Consider the following 23,418-nt stretch of genomic DNA (forward strand, 5'->3'; position numbering starts at 1 on the left):
TAAAAATCGGATCAAGCTCGTGTCAGAGAAATTTCACACGAGATTGATCCGATTATGCTTCTAATTAGCTTTAAGTTGGTTCATCCTCCTGTTTCAAGTCAACCAAATAAAGATTCCCCTTCTTTTGTGCATTGTGAGAGTCGGAGGTAAAGAGAATATGGCGATCACCGTGACTGAAAATCGGATGCGGATGCACATCCTGTGTCATGAAACTGCTGTTGTGCTGACAAACTTGAGTGATGGACAACCGTCCTTCCTCCCAGTTGGGCTGACACAGGTGGATGCTTTTATTATCAATGACTCCGTCGGTCACTAGAAGATCTCCACGGGAAGAGCTTGTGAAGTGTCCGTATGAGTCCATCTCCGGAGAAAACGACAGCTCCGTCGCTATGCCGCTGTCCAAATCTATCCGCCCGACAAAGCTGATAATGTCATCTTTCTTCTTGCTCTCATCCTTCATGGCTGGATCGTTAGGTACTCCTTGAGTGCCATGATACAAAACGGCATTTCCTTGGTCTATCCACATTTCATGACAAATCCATAATTCGGACGCGGCATCCGTTTGATCTCGTACCTTGCTGACTACGCCCGAATGGTTATCAAACAGCCACATCCGTTGTTCAACCATACCTCCTTCATGGTTAAACAAGATCCGATCCGGATTCATCGGGTGGAATTGTACATGTGTGATCCACCCTACGTGCGAGCAGCGAATTTCCGATGATCCCGTGTGCGTATCGATCACCAGCAGCTTGGATTCTATATGCTTCCGGTACACCTTGTCCCGGATCAGTGTAAACGGATTGCCTTCCCCGATTTCAAACGCGCTCGCGTCAATATAGGGGATACACACCCATCGGCCATCCGCGGATATATGGGTAAACCCGGTCATGACATGCATTGGCAGCGAATAGATGACTTCGTCTGAAAGTGTGTTAAGATCCATCAAATGAACCCTATTATGCTGAATGTATAGCAGCTTGTGGCTGCCCGGGTTATAGCTTGGACTCGCTTTGGCTAACCCGCGGTTTAATTGACCATCATAATAGACATAGCTTTTCATATAGCCGTCCCTGTTGTCGGTTAACTGCACAGCTATACCGTCCTCGAGCGACATCTTGAACAAATTCGGATGTCCCCCCGACTGATCGCTGATGAACAGCACTTCTTGGTTATCCGCCGTGAAGCTGCTGCTCGTAAAATAGAGATGATGGTGATTCCCAGGCAAGGAGGTAAGCTGTGTCACGGTCTTCCCCGTTGCTCCGTCTCTGCGCTGAACGAATTCATGCCGGAAAGTAGAACCTTTCATTATAGCACCTCTGATTCAATTAATTTCTTCTATATCCCATCGTTTTCGCAATATTGGCGAATAACCGGAATGGTCTTCTCAGCTTCGCTGTACTCATATTACTTGCATAAAGCATAGCTCAGATGCCGAAAATCATCTTCCTTTATATTGCAGAAATTCACGTATATTGTTATTCTTTTTTGTGAAGGGGATGGTTTGAATTGGAGCCGGATTTGTATAACGACACCGGGCAGTTCCTTTTTAGCTACTTGAATGAGAAAGATGTACAACTGAAGCCGCTCCAGCACTATCATAACTCGTTTGAGTTTGATTTTTTCATTAAGGCGGACCTGCACATTTTTTTAAAGGACAATACCTATGCGATTCATGACGGGAATTTTTTCTTTATTAACGAGTACGAAATCCATCGGCTGTTTTATAGCCCCAATCGTCCCTATGAGAGGTATGTCATCAATTTTAGCAAAGATTTCATTAAACGATTGCTGTCGGAAGCCGAATTGGTTTCCATCCTGAAGTGGATCGTGCATAAGGGGCCGCGAAAGGTTGAAACCGATTTAGCGCAAAGAGAAAGCTTATTATCGCTTTTTTCTAAAATCGGGTATGCCTATTCCCGTTATACGGCCGATCAAGACGCCATTTCGCTGTCCGAAATAAGACTGAACCTGCTCTTGCTGCTTATCGAATATCACCGGATAGCCTCCAAACAGCCCGGCGTTCCATCCTCTAACCCTCATATTCAGGCTCTCATCCGATACATCGACGACAACTACATGAATCCCATTACATTAGAGCAATTGGAGGTTACTTTCGGTCTAAGCAAATATTATATTTGCCACTTGTTTAAAGAAACGTCCCGATTTACCCTATTCGAATATTTGCTGAACCGCCGTGTGATTGAGGCTAAGAAGCTGTTAGAGAATACCGATCAGGATATCATACAAATCGCTTTAAGCTGCGGATTTCAGAATCTGCAGCACTTTTACCGAATCTTTAAGCGGTCTGCCAAAGTGACTCCGCTTCAATATAGAAAAATACGATCAGCAAGAAACTGCGAGCAGGGTCAATAAAAACTATTTAGGGCTTGTCCTGCTTCATTAAAAGAGGCTGCCGATTTGCTATCGGCGGCCTCCTCGTTTCAACATGTTTAAATTTGCGTAAAGAATCCAGCGGGATAATGTTCATCGTCTTCCGGAACAACGTCAGGGTACCGGGTAAAAACTGCGGTAAAGCTGTCGGTTTCAATGAGATATTGGATTACTTGTTCGATCCTTTCTCTGCTAACGAGATCTATAAGGATCATATCACTTGACCAATAATAAGTTCCGTTCATGCATTCCCCTGTTTGAATATTTTTACGTCGTGTGGACTCGATGTTTCTGTAAGTAAAAAAACTTGCAATCCATTTAGAACGGTCAGAAAATACAACAATTACATCTGTATTTGTATCCTCGTAATCCCAAGTGCCAGCTAACCATTCCTCAGCCTCTATCCATATAAGCTTTTTAGCGTTTTTCATTAACAAACCTCCAGACTTCATGGATAGAGTATACCAAATACCAATATTATTTAGGAAAAGAGCCTCCATTAATCGATGCGATCGTTTCGTCCGATGCGACCCTCTGGAGCCAGTTTCACCTAGGTAACAGGTGCCGGATTGAATAAAGCCAGATCATTGTGCAGCCCCCAATGGTCCGCCCATGTTTTCTTCCTTCCGCTAGCGATATCCAGAATGAGACGGAACAGCTCCCAGCCCACCTCTTCAATGGTCGCTTCTCCAGTCGCAATGGTTCCCGCATTCAGATCGATCAGATCATGCCACTGCTCCGCCAAAGCATTTCTCGTAGACACTTTGATGACAGGAGCGGCAGCTAAGCCATAGGGTGTGCCGCGGCCGGTTGTAAACACCTGCACATTGATACCGGAAGCCAACTGCAATGTACCGCATACGAAATCACTTGCAGGCGTTGCCGCGAACAGCAGACCTTTACCGACAGCTCTTTCGCCTGGTGACAGTACGCCAACAATCGGACTCGTGCCCGATTTCACGATGGATCCAAGTGACTTCTCGACGATGTTGGCTAGCCCGCCTTTTTTATTGCCGGGTGTAGGATTCGCGCTGCGATCGACCCTGCCGTTCTGCAGGTAATCGTCATACCATTGCATTTCACGGATCAAAGCCCGGCCGACCGCCTCATTGACGGCTCGCTGCGTCAACAAATGAATAGCATCCCTGACTTCCGTCACCTCAGAGAACATTACCGTAGCCCCTGCGCGCACTAATAAATCTGCCGCGTAACCGACGGCCGGATTCGCGGTAATCCCTGAGAAAGCATCGCTTCCGCCACATTGCAGGCCGACAACCAGCGCTGATGCGGGACAGGTGATGCGCTTTCTTCGATTTAATCTATCGAGCCGTTCCTCCGCCATCGTCATAATCATGTTTACCATAGGAATAAAACCGTGATTCTCCTGTAAGGTAATGATCCTGCCGGAATCTTTGTCAGGCACCAAGCGTTCGGGCAGCAGCTTTTCACATCCGAGCCCTATCACCAGCAGTTCTCCGCCAAAGTTCGGGTTCAATGCGATATTCTGGATCGTACGAATGGGAATGATAGCGTCCGGCGCATCGATCGCCACCCCGCAGCCGTAAGTGTGAGTAAGGGCTATAACATCCTCGACATTAGGATATCGCGGCAGCAGCTCTTCTTTAATCTTCTTTACTGCATAATGAAGCACGCCGGCTACACATTGCACACTGGTTGTTATTCCCAAAATATTTTTCGTTCCAACGGTACCATCCTTATTCAAATATCCCTCGAATGTATACTCTTCCAAAGGTGGAAGCGCTTCCGGCACGGCGCTTGCTATCGGTAAATCCTCCAATCCCGGAGGCTTAGGCAATCTCACCATCGTTTCTTCGATCCAGCTGCCCCTTTTAATCGATCTCATCGCATATCCGATGACCTCACCGTAGCGAATGATGCCTTCATCTTGAGCGATATCTGTAAGAGCTACCTTATGTCCTTGTGGAACCTGTTGAAGGAGCTTAAGGCCGCATGGGAATACGGTTCCTTCCGGTAAACCTCGTTTGTTGACAACAATAGCAATATTGTCCTTTGGATTCACTTTGATATACAGCGGCTCCTCAGCTTCCGAACGTTGTCCAGCCATGATAACGATCCCCTCTCCGCATAGCACTTGTTCTAGAATTAATCTCATAGTAATCTGTTATTAGCAATTAGTAAAAGTGATATAAATTAGTTTAATCTTAAAAATATTATGAGCTGCGAGGCGTTGAACATGGACTTGAAACAGCTGGAGTATATGATCCAAATTGCGGAGGAAAACAATATTACCAAGGCTGCGGATAAGCTGTACATGACACAATCCGCTTTAAATCAACAGCTCCTGAAGCTAGAGAAAGAATTGGGGGCACAGTTGTTCGTTCGTTCCAGAAGCAATTGGCATCTGACGCAAGTTGGAAAGATCTATATAGAGAACGCCAAAAAAATCCTATACATCAAAAAAGAGACCTACAGACAAATCCATGATTTGCTGGACCTTCAAGAAGGCAAACTATCGATCGGCTTGACCCCGGAACGAGGTACCGACATGTTTGCTTCTATTTATCCGTTTTTTTACAAAAAATATCCCAAGGTTACGATCGAGCCCCTGGAAATGCCCGTAAAAAAGCAGCAATATGAAATATCCCTAGGAAATCTGGATATAGGCTTTGTCACGCTCCAGGATTTTCAAAAAACGAAGGATACTTATATTCCTATATGTTCGGAGGAAATCATTCTGGGTGTTCCCAGCTCCCATCCACTCGCATGTCGCGGAGGCAAATTAGGTGAACGGCTTCCCGTGACTAATCTGGAGCCTTTCGAGCATGATTCATTTGCCGTCATGCAGCAAGGTTCCACGCTTAGGGAAATCTACGACCAGCTCCTGGCCGAAGATAACATCGCACCTCCCATTTTATTGGAAACCAGGAGCTGCAAAACTTTATATGAAATGATCGCCGAGGGGATATGCTGTTCCATTATTCCTATTAGTTATGCCAAACCTGGACCGAATGTCTCCTACTTCTCCCTTCAACAGAATCCGGTTTGGGACATCGCCGCCAGCTACAAAAAAGACAGTTATTTAAGTCAAGCAGCTAAAGATTTGATCGCGATGTGTACCGATTATTGGCTGCAAAAAATGAATAAGCTGAAGGGAAATGAAAAAGCCGGTTATCGTGGATAGCCGGCCTCATTTATGGAATTCTCTTCGCACCACTCTCGCAGAAACTGGAGGTTCTTATTAAAGTAGTGATCATCTTGCCACGCTCCCCAAACTTTCGAGTTGCCCGTATGTAGTCCCATTAACCAGATCTCTCTGATTGCAACAAAAGTAGGAACTGCTTCAAGCTCACACTGAGAAAGCTTTTTATTTTTCTGGTAAGACTCTAGGAAAAGATCCCATAATTCATTCTTAAACTTATCTTTTTCTCGTCCTCGGACTTTTGCCCATAGGAAAACGGATATATCATAGGCTCTCCAGCCAGGCCCGGCACAATCGAAATCAAAATGCATCAAGCCGCCATCATGGAAATGCACATTCCCTCCATGAAGGTCCCCGTGACATACTCCCCAGCTTAGATCAGAAGAAAATCCATGAATACGGTTCTTTAGCAGCAAAGACAATGATTCCAGATATTGTATATCCTCCGGTCTATGGTTTAATAAAGGTTTAATCGATTGAAGAGGCTTTGTCAGCAAATGATCCAGATCTAATTCAAATCTTTGGTGACCGCTGTGGAATTCATCCATAACCACATGCATCTTGGCAACTTCTTCACCATATAATGAACAACTTTCTTTACTATTCGAATATCCACCCTCAGCATATGTAAATAACACCGCGTAGCGCGGCCCTTCCGGGGCTTTCAATTCTGTATGGTAACCGCCATCCTTCTTTTCGACAGGAAAAGAAACCGGGATTCCATTTGCTAGTAAGTGATTTAACAACTCAATCTCAAATTCAATGTCACTTATAGATCGCCAGTTAACTTTGTATATTCGAAGTATGTATTTCTTGTCATTTGTGATTACTATATAAGTATCATTAAGCCCATTACTGATAAAACGGCATTCTAGGATATCTCCAATATTATAAATATCATGAATGAATGGCACTAAAGCATCCGAAGATACGACAGAATGACTAATTGCCAGTTTAACCATACTCATCCCCCTACCCTTTTTATGTGAACTTCACGAAAGTTCAGGGATTAATTTCCAGAACTTATAGTAATAGTATCACTATTTTACGTTTGATAGTAGGGAAAGAAATATTATACTTATCATTTGTTAAAAATGTTTGGAATCAAAACTGCAAGATAAATAAGCAGCAGCCTCTCCCCTTCGGGAAAGGCCGCTTTGTTCAAAGTCATCATTTAGAAGCGAGGCAAATTCGACAAGTTGTTGGAAGGATCGCCGTCAGGGTAGGATCTCAGCGTTTTTTGGCCTTCCCGGTTTTTCCCGGTGTTGACGTCCTCGATCAAATCCGCTTCAGCCATTGCGATCGCTTGTGCGATATCCGCCACCGAACCATCCTGGAACTTCACGGCGCTGATGCCGCCGTCGCTGTAGCGAACGGCCGCGATAATCTTTTTGTTCGGGTCAATGGTATGCGGCCCTTTGCCGTACTGGGTACCGTCGCGCATAAACGTCCCATATTGGATGGGTTGACCGTTCGGGCCATAACCCGTATAGCCTCCTTGAAACCCGACATTGCGGGCATCCGCATTATTAATTCCGGTATTTCTTTGGCCGTACTCCGCCTGCGGGTTTCCGGATGAGCCAGGCACGGGCATTGGGCTGCCCGGAAAGGTTTGAGTACCAACATTGCTGGATTGAGGCATATACGAACTACTACCGTTGGTTTGCCCATTTGGGTTGAAGCTTGCATATTGCGGGATAGGCTGGCCATTCCAGGCAAAATTGCCATTGTGGGTCGGCTCAACGGCATTTTCGTAATTGCGGTCAGCACCGTACTGCGTGCCGGAAGGCCAGTTGGATGTACCTGATGTCATTCCGTTCCAGGCAGTAGTTCCGCCTGTCGTACCTGTTTCCATTACGTTTCCTGTGGACATAGCGTTGTCCATCGGATAAGACGAACCTCTTCGACGTCTTGGCATAATAGATCATCCCTCCTCTTTAAGGTATACCCATAGCATGTCTCCTTTTTTACAAGCTATACCCCTATGTCCTTACCTTTCCCAATTTGTTAACCAATTGAAAAAAGCCCTGACAGAATGCCAGAGCTCCCCGCTTTAATCCTAGCCCTTGGATGGAAAATAGATGTCAATTTGGGAATTATCATTCTCTAATGCATGAATATCCGTCCAATATTCGATATCGATCGGTCTTTCGCCATGGGTATTATTGATATATTCATAAGTCGCACTGATCTGCGACTCGGGTCCTTGATGGACAACCTTCGTATAACGGCCGGGAAGCAGAGTATGAGTGGTCATGCCTTTGGGTATTTCGCCGTAGGAGGATACTTCATAAGCGACTACATGCCGATAAGGGACGTGAGGAGTCCATTGACCTTCATGACAATAATCCTGAAGCAAATAGATTCCGTCCCCTTCCCGGTTCTCGATTTCATTCCTCTGAGCAGCCAAGCTTTCACGCAATGTCCTGACAATCTTGGTCTCTAGAACATTGTGCAGACTTTCCATGATTGAAAATCCAACGAGTTTGATCTCTTCTCTGTCCAATACTTCGTCTTGATAGGTTTGCATATTCACATTCCTCCCGATTGGTTGGTAAATATACCCATATCCAGAATAGCGAATATACGTTCTCTTGTAAAGCTATATTTGGCATAAAAGAAAAAGAGCCGCGTCCTAGCCAATGATCCGGCCCTACCCTATTGAATTGTTATCCCTTCTTGGTCGCTGTCGTACCGAACTCAAGTATTTTTACATCAACCTTAACGCTGATCACCGAACGGCTGAAGATGTCATCCCAATTTTCCTTGACCTTATTCCAAAGCTTAGGATTTTGAATTTGAAGCTTCTTGCCAAAATCCGCCACATCGGCTTTAAATGTTTTTTGTGTTTTGCTAAGCGCCTTTTGAACCAATTTTTCAACGGATTCCTTGGCTGCAAGCTCCGCCCTTGAGATGAATTCCTTATCAAAAGCATTACCGGGATAAACCCAGTCCTCTCGGAGACGGCCTTCTATATTCAGCTCGACAGCAAAATCAATCCTGTCGCCAAGAGATTGCGGCGAAATGGTTCTATTTAATTTATGGACCTCAAAGACGATGGCGTTCCCGCTTTTCGGGTCTATTCCTTTAACAACACCCTGTCTTTTATGATCCGGATAAAGGAAGTTTAGCCCTGTTGTTTCTTCCTCGGTTAACCAGCCAACCATTTTTCCAGTTTTTCCTTTAATTACGGCGGCACCTGCCAATTTGGCCTCTCTTTCCGTTGTCGATACTTTCTGAATGACGAAGCTATTTTTCCCGGTCAGCTTTTCCGACAGATCCCCTAGCTTTAAGGATGGCGGCATACTTAAAGACTTATGGTAATCTTCCGTCATGCCCTTTAATTTAAGCGCGGGGTTGGTCGCAATCCCTTCCTTTTCTAATACTTGGACGGTCGGTCCTTGAGCTATCAACACGGGCATCGACCTTCTTGTCTCACTATTTCGCAATAAGAAATTAACGATATTTCTCAAATCAATAGATTTGGCCACTTCCTCGTTGATAACTATAATTCTTAAATGCTCGTAGCTCGGGATACGAGACAAGCGCGTCGATATCTCGTTGACGTTTTCAAAAACTTGTTCCCCAGTACTGGTCAGGTTTACATATGATTTTTTCGACTTCACGCCTCCCTTGGAAGAGAATTGTTCGGGAATGGCAAAATGATGAGTCATGGAAATCCTCCGCCCCTCCCTATCGGTGGAGTCCGTTTTTTTATCAGCCATATCAAATCCGATACCGAGAGTGATCCCTACTTCTTCGATTTCTACCCGGTCCCAGCATCCAATTAACGTCACCAGGCTAAGGAAAGTGAAGGCAATCCGTATTACTCTAGAACCTCTCAAGTGCCTAGCCTCCTCATCTTGGCAATGATCCACAGGTAGAGGGGAATGACAATCATCGTAAATATCGAGTAATACGCTACGACGTCACCCAATCGGAATACGGCATCCAAATCCTTCGGATACATGGCGATCATATAAATAAAAGGAAGCAGCAAGTAAGCAAAGGGCCGGTAGTTCTTTTGGAAAAGCTCACCTAGACCCAGGCTGGCCACATAGTGATAAGGGACAAACGCCGTATACATACTTATGACCCAGAGCACGGAGAAGAAGGATTCGAACCGTTCAAAAAATCCACCGGGCAAGTCAATATCCTTGGCAACGGACATGGTTGGCCAGGTTACGGTTTTCACTTCGTCAACAGTTAATGTTCCGATAGAAATAATAACTACCATTGTGTATAAAAAAATCACGATACTGATGCCTGTTAGAGCCGATTTCACAGCCTTTTCGGGCTTCTTCACATAGGCAGCCAGGATCAGCATGATCTGATAACCGCTGAACGAAAGGGCAGAAGGAACGATGCCTTTGATTATAGGGGATCCTCCCTCTCCAAAAATAGGCCGGATATTATCCGGTTCAAATTCCCGAAAGCTAAGAGCAATTAATGAAAGCAGAATGACAATGATAAGAGGAAAGAAAAATTCAATAAAACGCGCGATGGGCTGGATTCCTCCCACTGTCAAATAAACGGCGATGGTTGAGAAAGCGATCATCGTTACCTCCATCGGGGTTTCTTCCAACAGATACATACGAATAACCTCCCCTAATACCCGCAGTAAATATCCCGATGAAAGAGTAAAATAGGCAATGACGATAAGGGTGTGAAGGACTCCCAGGTATTTCCCTACTATGGTCTTACCGTACTGGAAAATAGTTTGCTTCGGGAATAGTAAGCTTAGTTTCATAACCAAATATCCTGCAAGCAGCGTTAGTAAACCGCTCAAGATGACTGAGATCCAGCCGTCCGGAGAATCTGTGCTTTTCGCTATTTCACGAGGTAAGATAAGAATCCCCGTCCCAATCATACATTTTGCTACAATCGAGGCTATCTGAGTCGATGTAATCTCCTCTAAACGATTCGTAACCATACACTCTCTCCCTTGCCCTTCTTTATTTTCGAGAGCGATCCATGGGCTTAACCATTTCCGGACGACGCTTCATCGTTTGGAGCGGCAGTCTGATGATCAAATCCTTCCAGTTGCTCAAGCGAATAGGAACAAACGGCTTCATGTAATCGACTCCGAAGCTCTGCAATTTCATCAAATGAGCGGTAATGAAAAGAAACATCAGAATGATCCCATAAAGCCCCAGCACCGATGCGGCAATCATCAAGGCAAACCGGAGCATCCGAATGGCTAATCCAGCCGCATACTGGGGAAAGGCAAAAGATGATATTGCTGTTAAAGCAACAACGATGACCATAATTGGGCTCACTATGGCTGCCTGCACGGCAGCTTCCCCGATTACCAAACCGCCTACAATACCTACCGCCTGTCCGATTGGCTTCGGCAATCTTAAGCCGGCCTCCCTGAGGATTTCCAATGTAACCTCCATAATTAACGCCTCGATCAGAGATGGAAAGGGAACCCCTTCTCTTCCGGCAGCGATGGACAAAACCAGCTTGGTAGGAATTAGCCCATGGTTATAAGAAATTAAAGCAATGTAAAGCGCCGGCAGGAATAATGCTATGAACGCCGCCCCATATCGTAGTAAACGTATCAACGAGGACGGAAGCCAGCGCTCGTAATAATCCTCCGAAGAGGTCATTAACATGGCAAAGGTAACCGGCACGATTAAAGCAATTGGCGTCCCGTCGATGATTAACGCTATTCGCCCTTCCATTAAAGAGCTGGCCACCCTATCGGGGCGCTCTGTGTTTTGTACTTGAGGAAACGGGGAGAGGAAATTATCTTCGATAAGCTGCTCGATAAATCCCGACTCGGGAATCTCATCGATATCGATTTGTTCGATCCTGCTCTTCACTTCTTCGATCAGATCAGGGTTCGTTATATCATTTATATATAATAAGGCAATGTCGGTTTGGGAACGACGACCGATTTTATAATTGAGAATGGTCAATTTGGGGTCCTTGATCCGGCGTCGAATCAGCGATATATTGAGTCTGAGATTTTCTACGAATCCTTCCCTTGGACCTCTTACTACCGCTTCGGAAAAAGGCTCATCTATCGAACGGCCTTCCCACCCGGCCGTACCAAGAATAATTACACCTGCAATGCCTTCTATAAATAATGCAGCATTCCCCTGCAATACTTGGGAGGTACATTCGTTCACGTGCCTAACGGCTTGTACGGAAGAAATCGAAAGTATGGAGTCGGAAATATGCTGGACGAGCTGCTCGGGATCCTCGGCAGTTAGTATCGGCATCATTGACTGCTCTTGCAGCAACGGCTTGATTACTTGCTCGTTCATAACGTTCTTATCAACCAACCCGTCTATGTATACGACCGCCGCTTTCCATGAAGTACGGCTAATAGTAAGGGAACGGACCATGAAATCCATACTGCCGCCCAAGATGTCTTTCATGATTTTTACATTATCCTGAAGGCCGGATGCAAATAGATCTTGTGACAACACTCTCACCTTCTCCGTCTAGAATTGGATATGAAGTGAAATATCCGGTCAATGCTATAGGGGATCAAGAAGGAGATGAATGCCCCAATCCAGACAGACAGCTTTGGTAAGTAACTAATGAAGCTGTGCCACATAAAATTTCCTCTATTCTCAACAAATACATAAGACTAGATTGCCTAAGTTATACAATTTTATTCATAACTAGCAAAAGCTGATTGCTGCGAAAAAAACGGCGGCATGACAGTTTTTATCTGCCAGCCGCCGCGCCGTTCATTGCGTCTATTCTATCTATTATCGACTTTCTCCGGATACAGGTCGTGATTCAACAGACGATGCTCCGCCATTTGCACGTACTTGGTGCCAGGACGGCCCCAGTTGCAATAAGGGTCGATGGAGATCCCGCCCCGCGGTGTGAATTTGCCCCATACTTCAATGTAGCGAGGCTCCATAAGCTGAATCAAATCGTTCATAATAATGTTCATACAGTCCTCATGAAAATCGCCATGATTGCGGAAGCTGAACAAGTACAGCTTGAGTGACTTGCTCTCGACCATCTTGCGGTCCGGAATATAGGAAATATATATCGTTGCAAAGTCCGGCTGCCCCGTCATCGGGCAGAGACTCGTAAACTCGGGACAATTAAATTTGACGAAATAATCGCGATCCGGGTGCTTGTTATCGAACGACTCGAGTATTTCCGGCGAATATCCAAAGCGGTATGCCGTCCCTTGATTGCCCAGCAGTGTGACGCCGGTTAGTTCTTCTTGACTTCTTCCAGCCATGTTCATCCCATCCTTTACATTTGTTGCCGTTAACGTGTTATACGCCCTTCTTGTTACCCCAAATCCACGTATGAAGCTGGGGCAGCACGTGCACTTTCCGCAGCTTGTCATCCGCCATCACGGAGCTGACCAGCCACTCATATTGCTTCAGTAAATAAGGAAGCATCCGACCCGGCTCCTTCTCCTCCAGATTGCCGTTTCCAGCCTGCAGATAGAAAGGAACCGTTGGATACCGCTCGTGAACGATTGCAGCGAAGGCCAAATCCGCCTCGTCGAATACGACGACTTTGAGACTAAAGCCGACGCGGCTATGCTCCAGTCTTCGAACGATATCGTCGAGTACTCCCCAATCAGTAACCATACCTGAGCTGGGCGGCTTGGGGGATAGCGTTAAGTCGTCGATGCTCAGGAACCAATCCTGCCACCTGCTCCCTTGCGTCTCCAATGCAACCTCCATTCCCAGCGCCCGTAACTGGTCGATCAGCCCCCCAAGTTGGGGCAGCAAGGCTGGGTTGCCGCCGGAAAGCGTCACATGGTCGAAGCCTTCGCCGCCTTTCTCCTTCAGCTCCGTGAGCACCTCTGACGGTGTCATAAGGCGGATATCGTCTCGTCCCGAGCCGTCCCATGTAAAGGCGGAATCGCACCAGGCACATCGGTAATCGCAGCCCGCAGTCCGGACGAACATCGTTTTACGTCCGATCACCATGCCCTCCCCCTGCACGGTCGGGCCGAAAATTTCCATAACGGGGATCGTACTGCCACTCATCGTCCGTCCCCCGCTTTCCTCTTCGGCCGATATACGACGTAGCTTGTCGGCGTCTCGCGTAAGAAGACCTGCAGGCAGACAGGCCGATTCTCGGTTTGGTCCAGATAGTTCTGCACGATCCGACCGATCGTTCGTGCGACGACTTCGGTCGTCGGGAACAGGCACGGATTTTCGTCGTCGAAGTTATCGGTATCCTCGTTAAGTAAGGTGTGGTCGAAACGATCATGAATGAGCCGCTTGATCTCCGCGAAATTGACGAGAAAGCCGGATGCATTCAGCGTGTCGCCGGCTATCGTCACATTCGCATAATACGTATGACCGTGCATGCGCCTGCACTTGCCCGCTTCCTCGGACGGGACATAGTGAGCTGCGGCGAACTGCATATCTTTGTTCAGTTCATATTCGAAATTGTGAGAAATGGTCGGGTATATTTGCTGCAGCATCAGATGCGAGCCTCCCTGCCCGGCGACGAGGACAAGTATTCGTCCAGCCCCCGCTTGCGCAGCTTGCAGGCGGGACATTCACCGCAGCCGTCAGCCATAATGCCGTTATAACAGGTCAACGTCCGCTTGCGCACGAAATCGAAGGCGCCGAGCTCATCGGCAAGTGCCCACGTTGCTTTCTTATCCAGCCACATCAGCGGCGTCTCGACCACGAACGGATAGTCCATCGCCAGGTTAAGCGTGACGTTCAGCGATTTGACGAAGATGTCCCGGCAATCGGGATAGCCGCTGAAGTCCGTCTCGCAAACCCCCGTGATGATATGATTCGCTCCGACCTGCTTTGCAAGAATAGCTGCGAAGGTAAGGAAAATCATATTGCGACCGTCGACGAATGTAGTGGGAAGCGCTCCCTCTTCATGCTCTATGGCGATGTCACTGCGCGTTAGCGCGTTCGGAGCCAATTGGCCTAGCAATGACATATCGAGCACATGGTGCTTGACTCCAAGCTCTTCCGCTATGCCTGCGGCTACCTCCAGCTCCAGCTTGTGCCGCTGACCGTAGTTGAATGTAACGGTCTCTACTTCGTCGTAACGCTTCAGCGCCCAGAACAGACAAGTGGTACTGTCCTGCCCGCCGCTGAAGACCACGACGGCTTTGTTCTTGTTCATACTGCATCTCCCCTTCTTAGTGCGAAGAGAGAGATTCTCGAATGGGTCCCTAAAGAATTCGGCGCGATCCGGTTGTCCCGTTTCGCGCCGAACGCCAAGAACGACCTGCCTGTAGAGGCTGCCGCTCATGGATAGTTTTTTATAGAGGGAGTTCGCGAACCTCTCCCGGCTCCCAGCCGATCTTTCAAAAGAACGGCTGCTCTGCCGGAATTTCTTCTTTAGTTGTCGTACCTTGATACTATAGCACAGCTGCGGCCGGTTTAGAATAGGAAGAGCCTGAGTCGGCACAGATTTACATAAACCTTCTGGTATAAGCAGCCTTACATTGGTCACAATAACTTGCGTTGCATCATGATTAACTACAAAAGGAGCTGTTGGTGTGGGTATTTTAAGCGGAAATCCGAAGGACGAACCGTTGCATTACGGGGAAATTCATGATTTATGGCAATTTTCCATGAAAGCCAAAGGATGCGTATCGGTTTGTCGAGCATACCAGTATCACGCGGGAGATAAAGATCTTAAACGTCTTTTGAGTGACATCATTGACCAGGCAGAATTAGAAAGCAGCGAATGTGATGCTATTCTAACGAAAAACGGAATCGCCCCTTCACCGGCATTACCGCAAAGACCGGAGGCTAAGCTTGAAGATATTCCTGTAGGCGCAAGGCTGACGGATCCAGAGATCGCATCCTTAATAGCAGTGGAGAACTCCGCGGGATTAGTCGCTTGCAGCCAAGTTATGGGAACCTGCATCCGGGAAGATGTTGGAGCATTATTTGGAAAATACCATGCTACCAAAGCCTTTCTTGGCTTGAAGATTTTAAGAATGAGTAAGGAAAAAGGCTGGCTCGTTCCGCCGCCGCTTCAAGTTCAAAGACCTGAGCTCGTAGAAGCCTGATTAAAATAACCCCACAAAGTGGGGCCTTGGCTTCGAAGCTTATTCAGGTACTTTGCGGGGAGCCCCGAAATTTATAAATACTGTTAAAAAGGTTGAACCCTCTTCTTATGGGAGAGGGTTCAAGTTTGATTTCGAGCTTACTAACGAAATGCATAGCCTTATAGGAAAGCATGGATCAAAAATAAAACGGCAAACGCAAGGCCGGAGCGCAAATGCCATTTGCGGTCCAGTTTTTTGTATCTAAACACCCCTGAAACGGGCACAGGCAGTAATACAATCAGGGCAAGCAATCCTGTGATGTTACTAAAGTTCCATTTAAAGCCGTACATAAACACGGCCACCGCATGCAATAGAATGAGGGCAATGGCAACTACCGCCACAGGAGTATGCCACCTGCGTACGAATCGAAGCAGGACAGCAAGCCATTTCTTTATACTTCTGAATCGTTCCCCCAAACGCTGCTTCATTGCAGCCATGAGCACATAATTGGCCAGCACAAAAAATAAGGCAAGCCTTGCATACGACCCGAAATTTTTAAAAGTATGCTCAAACCGGCGGTTATGCACAGCTTCAGACGGAAGATGAAATAGACTCCATAATTCCCAAAGCACAAGGAGCACAGATAGCAGGATTACAAGAACAATCCCCAGTTGTTCTCTGGGAGGAAACAGCGATTTTTTCATGGATTGAGCTTCCCGCGATGGCATGTCTACATCCCCTTTCGTAATGATGTACTGTATTATAACCTGCCTAAATGAAAACCAAATGAAATTTCGCTACTTCCTCAGCTTCTTGGATAGCCAATCCCCTAACATCTGAACGATCTGAACGATCACTACTAACAAGAAGACAGAGGTATACATCACATCAGGCTCCCATCGCTGATAGCCGTACCGAATAGCCACATCCCCCAAGCCCCCGGCTCCCATCACTCCTGCCATTGCGGATGCACCTACCAGACCGATCGTGGCGATCGATAGCCCAAGAATCAAAGACGGCCGGGCTTCTCTTAAGATGACGCGATAAATAATCTGCCATTTGGTAGCGCCCATAGCCTGATAAGCCTCGATGACACCGGGTTCGACCTCCAGGAGTGCCGCTTCCACCAGCCGTGATATATAGGGAGCCGTATAAAAGACTAATGGAACGATAGCTCCTTTTACGCCGATTGTCGTTCCAACGATCCATTTGGTTAAAGGTATAATGGCCACCATAATAATGATGAAAGGGATAGAACGCAGAATATTGATGGTTACATTCAGCACATGATGCGCGCTTGTATTGGCATATAGATGGCCGGGCCGAAGCACTACCAGGAGTACTCCCAGAAGCAATCCAATTACACTTGAAATCACTAGAGAATAACCGGCCATAATAAGTGTTTCATTAATGGATTTCAAATAAAAATCGGTTTTATCCAACCATCTATCGAACATCCTGAATGACCTCGATTCTTAGACCATGTTCCTTCAAGTAGTGCATTCCGTGCTCGATAGCATCGGACTCTCCGGCAATATGTACGACCAAAGCACCGAAGATATTGTCCTTCAACTCTGTGATATGACCGAATAAGACACTTGGCCGCACATCGAACTTTACTGTTACATTGGCCAGAAGCGGCTCCATTATGGACTCTCCTCTGAACAAAGCTCGAATGATTATGCCCGGTTGCTTTTGTAATAGAGACTGAAGCTTGGCGGGTAAGTCCGTATCCAATACGCTCTTGATAAACTTCGCGGCAGTCTCGGTTTTCGGCGCCTGGAACAGGTCGATGACCGTGCCCTGCTCAATAATACGGCCATTCTCCATGACCGCTACGCGATCGCAAGCTTTTTTGATAACATGCATTTCATGTGTAATCATTACTATCGTAATGTTGAATTTACGGTTTATATCCATAAGTAAATCAAGAATCGAGTCTGTCGTTTGGGGATCCAATGCTGACGTAGCCTCGTCGCAGAGTAAAACCTCCGGATCGTTGGCAAGAGCCCTCGCAATCGCGACCCGCTGCTTCTGCCCGCCTGACAGCTGTCGCGGATAGGCCTTATCCTTATCCTGAAGTCCAACCAGCTCCAGCAGCTGCCTAACCTTATCCTTGATTTGCTTCTTGGGAACTTTCGCCAGCTCCAAAGGCGCAGCAATATTCTCATACACGGTTCCCGATGAAAGTAAGTTAAAATGCTGAAAAATCATTCCCATCTTTCGCCGCATCATCCGGAGCCCTATCTCGTTTACTTGCGACATTTCCACCCCATTGATCCTGATGCTGCCGGACGTTGGCTTTTCTAAAAAATTGATACAGCGAAGAAGTGAGCTCTTTCCGGCTCCGCTATATCCGATAATACCGAATATTTCCCCTTTCTTGATACAAAGGTCTACCTCCCTGACTGCTTCGATGCTCGCACCCTTTTGTTCAAAGGTTTTGCTGACATTGATCAACTCAATCATAATACGTCACCTCTCTCAATGATGAATAAAAAACGAAAGACAACAGGCCCCTTTCAGTTGGAAAGAGACCCGTTTGTTTTTTCTTACCAGGAAGGTACGATGTAACTTCCGTATTTGTCCAGCACAAACTGTTTCACCTCTTCAGAATGGTAAGCCTTCACCAGTCGTTGGAATACCGGCTTATCTTTATCGGCTGTACGAACAGCTATCAAATTTACCCAAGGGGAATCTTTCGGCTCTATAAAAATGGCATCCTTGGTAGGCACAAAACCGTTATCCACCGCATAGTTCGTATTAATGACCGCTGCAGTAAGATCCGGTAATGCCTTTGGAATGAACGGCGCCTCCAGTTCCTTGAATTTGAGCTTTTTCGGATTATCTGCAATATCGCGAACGGTGGCTTTCACCCCGACACCTTCCTTCAGCTTGATCAATCCTGCCCGCTCAAACAAAATCAAAGCTCGTGCGCCGTTAGTCGGGTCATTCGGTAAACCAAGCTCATCCCCCTCTTTAATTTCCGAGACGTTTTTGATTTTCTTGGAGTATAAGCCGATAGGAAAATTCAATGTATTGGCAAGCTTAACAATATCGAGCTTGTTATCGGCCTTGAATTGATTCAGATAAGGCTCATGCTGGAAAGCATTGGCGTCCAGTTGGCCATCTGCCAACGCCTTGTTTGGCAGTATGTAATCGTTAAACGTGACAATCTCTATATCCAGGTTATCTTTCGCCGCTGTTTCCTTAACTTTCTTCCAAATTTCTTCCTCCACACCCGCCGATATACCAACCTTCAGCTTGGCCCTCTCACTAGTCGAAGCAGGGGCAGGTGAGGGAGATGGGGTTGCAGTTGAATTACTTGTCGTTGTCGAGGGTGCGCCTGGCGCCGGTTTCGTCTCTGCAGCTTTCCCGCATCCGCTTAGCATTAATATCAAAATCAAAGCAATAATCGGCATAAAATTCGATGGTTTCATCTGTCTTTTCCACTCCTCCGTATTGTATTTCTCCATTTTTTTCAACGATTTCATTTCCTCACCAGGCTCTGGCATAAGATGCCGGCGGCGTCAGCTGCACTCCAAGTTGCTTCGCCGCTCTGCGCGGCCAGTATGGATCCCGCAGGAGCTCACGGCCGATAAAAACCAAGTCGCAGCTGCTTTCCAGCAAAATTTGCTCTGCCTGCTCAGGCTCAGTAATAAGTCCCACGGCTCCCGTCGGGATGGATGCGCGTCTTCGAATCTCTTTGGCAAGCGGAACCTGATAGCCTGGGTATACTTCCGGAACGAACGGCACCAACCCTCCCGAGCTGACATCGATCAGATCGACCCCAACCTCCTTCAGCCTTAATGCAAAATAGGCATAGTCTTCCAAAGTGTTGCCTTCCTCATGATATTCATTGGCTGAAATCCTAACGAATAGAGGACCCTTCCATTCCGATTGAATCGCCTGAACTATATCGCCTAGGAAACGGAATCGACCATCCCTCGATCCGCCGTAGTGATCCTCACGACGGTTACTGACGGGAGACAGAAACTCATGCACCAAGTATCCATGTGCGGCATGAATTTCTATGACATCGAAACCAGCTTGCCTGGCTCTTCGTGCTGCATCTGCATAACGCTTGATAACTTTGCTGATTTGCTCTGCCGATAAAGCTTCCGGAAGCCTCGAATCTTCACTGAACGGTATGGCGGATGGTGCAGTGAGAGGCAAGTCCAAATTCGATTTGCGTCCTGCATGGGCTAGCTGTATGCCTGCTGCCGAGCCCTGTAAATGAATCGCATCCGTCACGCTGCGAAGACCTTCCACGTGGGCATCATCCCAGATCCCCAAATCCTTCTTGGTCGTCCGTCCTTCCCTAACTATGGATGTCGCCTCGACAATGATCAATCCTACTTGTCCTACCGCTCTGGAAGCATAGTGAATCCGTTGCCATTCTCCCGCTCTTCCTGATTCGTCCGAAGCAAGCATATTCATGGGTGACATAACAATCCGGTTTTTTAATGTAACCTCTTTAAACGTAATTGGAGTAAATAACAAAACAGCACTCTCCCTTCCTATTTTTTTCTACATAAAAAAAGAGATTCCATCCTGTAAAATAGGGGAATCTCCAGTTAACCGGTAGACGCATTATTCATATGTGTTTACTTGTATTTAGTATAGCTTGATCTTAGTTCCGCGTCAATTGAAGATTTCTGGTGATCTTTCAACCTATTTATATACAGGCCCAAACACCGAATACAAGCCTTCCTCTAGCTTTTCTATAGGGTTCCCACGAAAAAAACAAAGTTCTTGCCATTAAACTGATAGCAAAAACTTTGTTTTATCATTTTCGGAAGGTTATTTATTTCAACCTCTTCAGGATCATCTCGTTCTTCCAGACTGGAGGGTTGCTGTCACTGCTTCTCGTTATATACAGCCCCGGTTACACTATCAGTGACAGATTTCGGGTTGGGGGCAGTTTGTGAATCCACTTCCAGGCGAATCGCGTCATACTCTATGCTGGTATAGAGATCGCGAATCCGATTGCCTTGTTCGTCGAAGATGTTCTGAGCATGCTTAAGCTCTATCACGTTGGACCCGGACTTAAGGAGCGAGGCGTCGAAGGGAATTCGAATCTCCCTGTAAAATCCGTGAATAGCGCTCCTCGGCATGGCGGAGTCGCTTTTGGGACCCGGCAGTACAGTCAAGTTCGCTATGGATTGTCCGTTAAGGGCAACTTGCAATGATCCATTGCGAGAGCTGGCCAGACCAATTGTGAGTGTGGCCTTGCCCGTTAGCGGTTTATCGAGATCGAAGCGGATCCTCCAAGGAGTGAGGGATTTGTCATAGGGTACCTTCACCTGACTCGGCTCTCCTGGCGTCGCATTGACCGGATGCGCATAATTCCAGTCCGTTCTTTCGTTGCTGCGGCCGATGTAAAAATCGACGCCATGAGGGAAATCGAGCGGATAGTCCAGCCAATTCCCCCATTGGTGATAATCATCGCCATGGCGGTATTCTCCAGCTGTCCGATCGGGTATTCCAATCTGCCATAAGGTAGTGCCGTAACGCTCTGGCGTCCAGACATAGGTAGGCAGCCTCGTTCGCCCATGCTCCTTAACTTCAATCCCGTCCTGCCTGAACTGCCCGAACTCTCCTTTCACTACAGCAAACAATGTGTATCGACCCGGTCGGACATTCGGGATCTCGAATCGCCCCTTCTCGTCCGCCCGCGCATAATACAAGTAGTCCAGATTCTGATTCTGGAAATCCTCATCCTGCTCCCCAAGAATCACCCAAGCATCCTTGGCGGACGTCCCGTCCGATACCTTGAGCTGTCCGCTCACACTTCCACGGGAGTCGGAAGCATAAAGAGGATCATTCAGCCAGCGATAAGGCCATTTCTTCTTTTCCGAATCGGCCTTCCGTTTGGCATCATTCCAAAGAGCATCCAGCCTATCGCCTTCGTGGATATAGAAGAAGGTGGGACCATAGATCTTTTCCCAGCCCTTCGTCGGGGTGAGGGCATCTCTGCCCATATGCGATTCATAATCATGCCATAGAAGAATGGGAGTGGTCTCAGTCTGGTGCAGCGTATTTCTTTGCTGCATGGGGCCTCCTCCGGCAAACTCGTTGCTTGGACGAATTTGCGAAATCCCGATTTGATCGCCGTACAGGCCGGTTACGTCAAAATCTCCGACGTAAACCATATGATTGTACTTGGTATATACTTCGCCATTCGGCAGCTTAACGGTCGCATCCATCACTTCCTCACCATTCTTGAGATCCTCTGGTCGAGGCAGTGCCCCTTTGCGCTGGTCATCCACCGCATAGTATTTGAAGATGTTCGGATCGACTCGGATCGCGTACCGACCTTGACCGATAGAGGCACCTCCCTCAACCTCTTCTGGATACCTTAGAATTTCATAGGTATATAGGCCGGGCTCGTTCTTCACGAGCACAAAATGCATATCATATTCAAATGGGATGACGGCCGGGTCCTTGACGGACAACGAGATGTCTACGTGCTGCGAATCCCAGGCGGTCAAGGTATACTTCAGCTCGCGGGAAGGTGCGAATTTGAGAGCTTTGCCGTTTTTGCTGTAATTCAAAATATAGTACCCGCTTCCGCCGTTCGCCAGCAGGTTGGGCCCGCCCTTGTAGCTTAAGGAGGTCAATTGAGCGCTCCCTTTGTTTACAGTGGCCGTTACGATTCCATTGCTGATGGTAACGGTCTGTTCCTGCTCATCCACCGATAAAGCATTTCGGGAATGAGCTCCGCTTTGTATGGTTTCATTTTCCTGTGCGGAGACGGAGGTGATCGGCAGAGCTGCAGCAGCCGCCAGCGTTAGTGTTAGAAACAAGCGCCCGGTGCGATATAAAATTCTTTTATAAGAAAACACGATATTGTCGGCTTCCTTTCTTTAATAATATTGTATTCTTATGTATATAGTAGGATTTGAGCCAGGCATCTCCCCTTCCTTTAAAATAATATGGACATCACCAAATGACAGCCTTCCTGGCAGGCGCTCTACTTAGTTATTTCTGTCGCCTGTTTAAGAAAGCGGGACCAGCCTCAAGATAAGATTCGGCGATAAATCCGCCAAGTAAATGATGCCGTCGGGGTCTACAGCGACACCGTGAGCTAACGAGGCCGGTTTGTTTCTCGCTACCAATTCCCCTTCGGGAGAATATACGCTGAGACGCGGAGTTTGATCCGTAACGTATACGAGTCCCTTCCGGTCGATAAAAATGTCCATCGGATGGTACAAATCGCCAATTTCCTTTACATAGGTACCCTCCAGATCAAATAGCTGTACGCGATTGTTTTCGCGGTCCGTGACCCACAGCCGTCCCTGCCCGTCCAAGGCTATCGCATGCGGCGTTGAAAACTGCCCTGGTCCCTTGCCCGGGCCTCCCCAGGTTTTGATGTGGTTGCCTGCGGCATCAAAATGATGCACATTGGAATTACCGTAGCCGTCTGAAATGAACAGTTGACCGTCATCCGTAGTAGCGATATCCGTCGGATGATTAAACGGTGCGTTAAAGCCTGGCAAACCGTCCCCGATCGCTTGCAGCAGCTCGCCTTGCGGGTTGTAGACAAGAATACGGTGATGGTGCCAATCCGCGATGTAGACATTGCCTTGCGTCGAAACATGTACGTAATGGCCGCCATCTGTATCCTTGTTTCGCCATTCGTCCAAAAGCGTGCCATCCGGAGCAAAAATAAGCAGAAAAGGATCCTCGCGCCGCAAAACATACAACCGTCCACTCTCGTCCACCGTAAGATGACTGATGGATTGGATTGCAGCATGATCTGGCTTCAGAAGGGACCAGGGTCTTTCAATTTTATATAAAATATCACCAATGCGAACGAGTTTATCAGGCGATGCCATAGGAATGTTCCTCCCTTATATTCAATATT

The 23,418-nt window shown here is 47.2% G+C and carries 23 protein-coding genes and 1 riboswitch; of the genes, 3 read left to right on the top strand and 20 right to left on the bottom strand.

Annotated features, from left to right (window positions below; translation table 11 throughout):
* Positions 1–70: 70 nt before the first annotated feature.
* Positions 71–1,309, bottom strand: a complete 1,239-nt coding sequence (locus ABEA66_RS16360) for an oligogalacturonate lyase family protein (RefSeq protein WP_345588930.1) — start codon at positions 1,307–1,309, stop codon at positions 71–73.
* 200 nt (positions 1,310–1,509) lie between these two features.
* On the opposite strand from ABEA66_RS16360, the gene ABEA66_RS16365 reads away from it, so the two are divergent.
* Positions 1,510–2,376: a helix-turn-helix transcriptional regulator gene (locus ABEA66_RS16365; protein WP_345588932.1), complete on the top strand. Its 867-nt coding sequence runs from the start codon at positions 1,510–1,512 to the stop codon at positions 2,374–2,376.
* A gap of 77 nt (positions 2,377–2,453) precedes the next feature.
* Here the strand turns inward: ABEA66_RS16365 and ABEA66_RS16370 are convergent, their stop codons facing one another.
* Both ABEA66_RS16370 and garD read right to left on the bottom strand, forming a co-directional pair.
* Positions 2,454–2,825 carry a hypothetical protein gene (locus ABEA66_RS16370; protein WP_345588934.1) on the bottom strand — a complete coding sequence of 124 codons (372 nt, stop codon included), beginning with the start codon at positions 2,823–2,825 and terminating at the stop codon, positions 2,454–2,456.
* A 119-nt stretch (positions 2,826–2,944) separates the two neighbouring features.
* Positions 2,945–4,480, bottom strand: a complete 1,536-nt coding sequence (gene garD, locus ABEA66_RS16375; protein ID WP_345588936.1) for a galactarate dehydratase — start codon at positions 4,478–4,480, stop codon at positions 2,945–2,947.
* A gap of 129 nt (positions 4,481–4,609) precedes the next feature.
* Between garD and ABEA66_RS16380 the strand changes: the two genes are divergently transcribed.
* Positions 4,610–5,557 carry a LysR substrate-binding domain-containing protein gene (locus ABEA66_RS16380; RefSeq protein ID WP_345588938.1) on the top strand — a complete coding sequence of 316 codons (948 nt, stop codon included), beginning with the start codon at positions 4,610–4,612 and terminating at the stop codon, positions 5,555–5,557.
* Here ABEA66_RS16380 and ABEA66_RS16385 read toward each other — a convergent pair.
* The 10 genes from ABEA66_RS16385 to queC all read right to left on the bottom strand — a co-directional run bounded on the left by ABEA66_RS16385 (position 5,545) and on the right by queC (position 14,671).
* The gene (locus ABEA66_RS16385) at positions 5,545–6,537 is read right to left on the bottom strand and encodes a phosphotransferase enzyme family protein (protein WP_345588940.1); all 993 of its coding nucleotides are present in this window, start codon (positions 6,535–6,537) and stop codon (positions 5,545–5,547) included. The genes ABEA66_RS16380 and ABEA66_RS16385 overlap by 13 nt on opposite strands.
* A 212-nt stretch (positions 6,538–6,749) precedes the next feature.
* The gene (locus ABEA66_RS16390) at positions 6,750–7,493 is read right to left on the bottom strand and encodes a DUF3892 domain-containing protein (protein WP_345588942.1); all 744 of its coding nucleotides are present in this window, start codon (positions 7,491–7,493) and stop codon (positions 6,750–6,752) included.
* Between the two features lie 141 nt (positions 7,494–7,634).
* Entirely contained in the window at positions 7,635–8,105 is a 471-nt protein-coding gene (locus tag ABEA66_RS16395) for a GyrI-like domain-containing protein (protein ID WP_345588944.1), read from the bottom strand.
* 139 nt (positions 8,106–8,244) lie between these two features.
* Positions 8,245–9,420: a Ger(x)C family spore germination protein gene (locus tag ABEA66_RS16400; RefSeq protein ID WP_345588946.1), complete on the bottom strand. Its 1,176-nt coding sequence runs from the start codon at positions 9,418–9,420 to the stop codon at positions 8,245–8,247.
* A complete protein-coding gene (locus ABEA66_RS16405; RefSeq protein WP_345588948.1) occupies positions 9,417–10,508 on the bottom strand; it encodes a GerAB/ArcD/ProY family transporter in 1,092 nt (363 codons plus the stop codon). Before ABEA66_RS16405 ends, ABEA66_RS16400 begins: the two co-directional genes overlap by 4 nt.
* A 22-nt stretch (positions 10,509–10,530) precedes the next feature.
* Positions 10,531–12,012 carry a spore germination protein gene (locus tag ABEA66_RS16410; RefSeq protein WP_256865399.1) on the bottom strand — a complete coding sequence of 494 codons (1,482 nt, stop codon included), beginning with the start codon at positions 12,010–12,012 and terminating at the stop codon, positions 10,531–10,533.
* Between the two features lie 284 nt (positions 12,013–12,296).
* A complete protein-coding gene (gene queF / locus ABEA66_RS16415; protein ID WP_079911573.1) occupies positions 12,297–12,794 on the bottom strand; it encodes a preQ(1) synthase in 498 nt (165 codons plus the stop codon).
* A 37-nt stretch (positions 12,795–12,831) separates the two neighbouring features.
* The gene (gene queE, locus ABEA66_RS16420) at positions 12,832–13,560 is read right to left on the bottom strand and encodes a 7-carboxy-7-deazaguanine synthase QueE (protein ID WP_079911574.1); all 729 of its coding nucleotides are present in this window, start codon (positions 13,558–13,560) and stop codon (positions 12,832–12,834) included.
* Positions 13,557–14,003: a 6-pyruvoyl trahydropterin synthase family protein gene (locus tag ABEA66_RS16425; protein WP_079911576.1), complete on the bottom strand. Its 447-nt coding sequence runs from the start codon at positions 14,001–14,003 to the stop codon at positions 13,557–13,559. The genes queE and ABEA66_RS16425 overlap by 4 nt, the downstream gene beginning before the upstream one ends.
* Positions 14,003–14,671 carry a 7-cyano-7-deazaguanine synthase QueC gene (gene queC, locus ABEA66_RS16430; protein ID WP_079911577.1) on the bottom strand — a complete coding sequence of 223 codons (669 nt, stop codon included), beginning with the start codon at positions 14,669–14,671 and terminating at the stop codon, positions 14,003–14,005. Before queC ends, ABEA66_RS16425 begins: the two co-directional genes overlap by 1 nt.
* Before the next feature lie 125 nt (positions 14,672–14,796).
* Positions 14,797–14,840: riboswitch (PreQ1 riboswitch) on the bottom strand.
* Between the two features lie 210 nt (positions 14,841–15,050).
* On the opposite strand from queC, the gene ABEA66_RS16435 reads away from it, so the two are divergent.
* Entirely contained in the window at positions 15,051–15,569 is a 519-nt protein-coding gene (locus ABEA66_RS16435) for a DUF3231 family protein (RefSeq protein ID WP_079911579.1), read from the top strand.
* A gap of 158 nt (positions 15,570–15,727) precedes the next feature.
* Here the strand turns inward: ABEA66_RS16435 and ABEA66_RS16440 are convergent, their stop codons facing one another.
* The 7 genes from ABEA66_RS16440 to ABEA66_RS16470 form a co-directional block, all read right to left on the bottom strand.
* Complete coding sequence (locus tag ABEA66_RS16440; RefSeq protein ID WP_144027906.1) at positions 15,728–16,252, bottom strand: hypothetical protein; 525 nt, start codon at positions 16,250–16,252, stop codon at positions 15,728–15,730.
* 93 nt (positions 16,253–16,345) lie between these two features.
* Entirely contained in the window at positions 16,346–17,005 is a 660-nt protein-coding gene (locus tag ABEA66_RS16445) for a methionine ABC transporter permease (protein ID WP_079911581.1), read from the bottom strand.
* A complete protein-coding gene (locus tag ABEA66_RS16450; protein WP_079911582.1) occupies positions 16,995–18,017 on the bottom strand; it encodes a methionine ABC transporter ATP-binding protein in 1,023 nt (340 codons plus the stop codon). Before ABEA66_RS16450 ends, ABEA66_RS16445 begins: the two co-directional genes overlap by 11 nt.
* Before the next feature lie 83 nt (positions 18,018–18,100).
* A complete protein-coding gene (locus ABEA66_RS16455) occupies positions 18,101–18,988 on the bottom strand; it encodes a MetQ/NlpA family ABC transporter substrate-binding protein (RefSeq protein WP_345588960.1) in 888 nt (295 codons plus the stop codon).
* Positions 18,989–19,046: 58 nt separating this feature from the next.
* Positions 19,047–20,051 (bottom strand): NADPH dehydrogenase NamA, encoded by a 1,005-nt coding sequence (gene namA, locus ABEA66_RS16460; protein WP_345588962.1) that lies wholly within the window; start codon positions 20,049–20,051, stop codon positions 19,047–19,049.
* Positions 20,052–20,407: 356 nt separating this feature from the next.
* Entirely contained in the window at positions 20,408–22,396 is a 1,989-nt protein-coding gene (locus tag ABEA66_RS16465; RefSeq protein WP_345588964.1) for a polysaccharide lyase family protein, read from the bottom strand.
* A gap of 153 nt (positions 22,397–22,549) precedes the next feature.
* Positions 22,550–23,389 carry a 6-bladed beta-propeller gene (locus tag ABEA66_RS16470; protein ID WP_345588966.1) on the bottom strand — a complete coding sequence of 280 codons (840 nt, stop codon included), beginning with the start codon at positions 23,387–23,389 and terminating at the stop codon, positions 22,550–22,552.
* Between the last annotated feature and the right edge of the window lie 29 nt (positions 23,390–23,418).

Origin of the sequence: Paenibacillus vulneris, from assembly GCF_039543185.1 — a bacterium.
GTDB lineage: Bacteria > Bacillota > Bacilli > Paenibacillales > NBRC-103111 > Paenibacillus_S > Paenibacillus_S vulneris.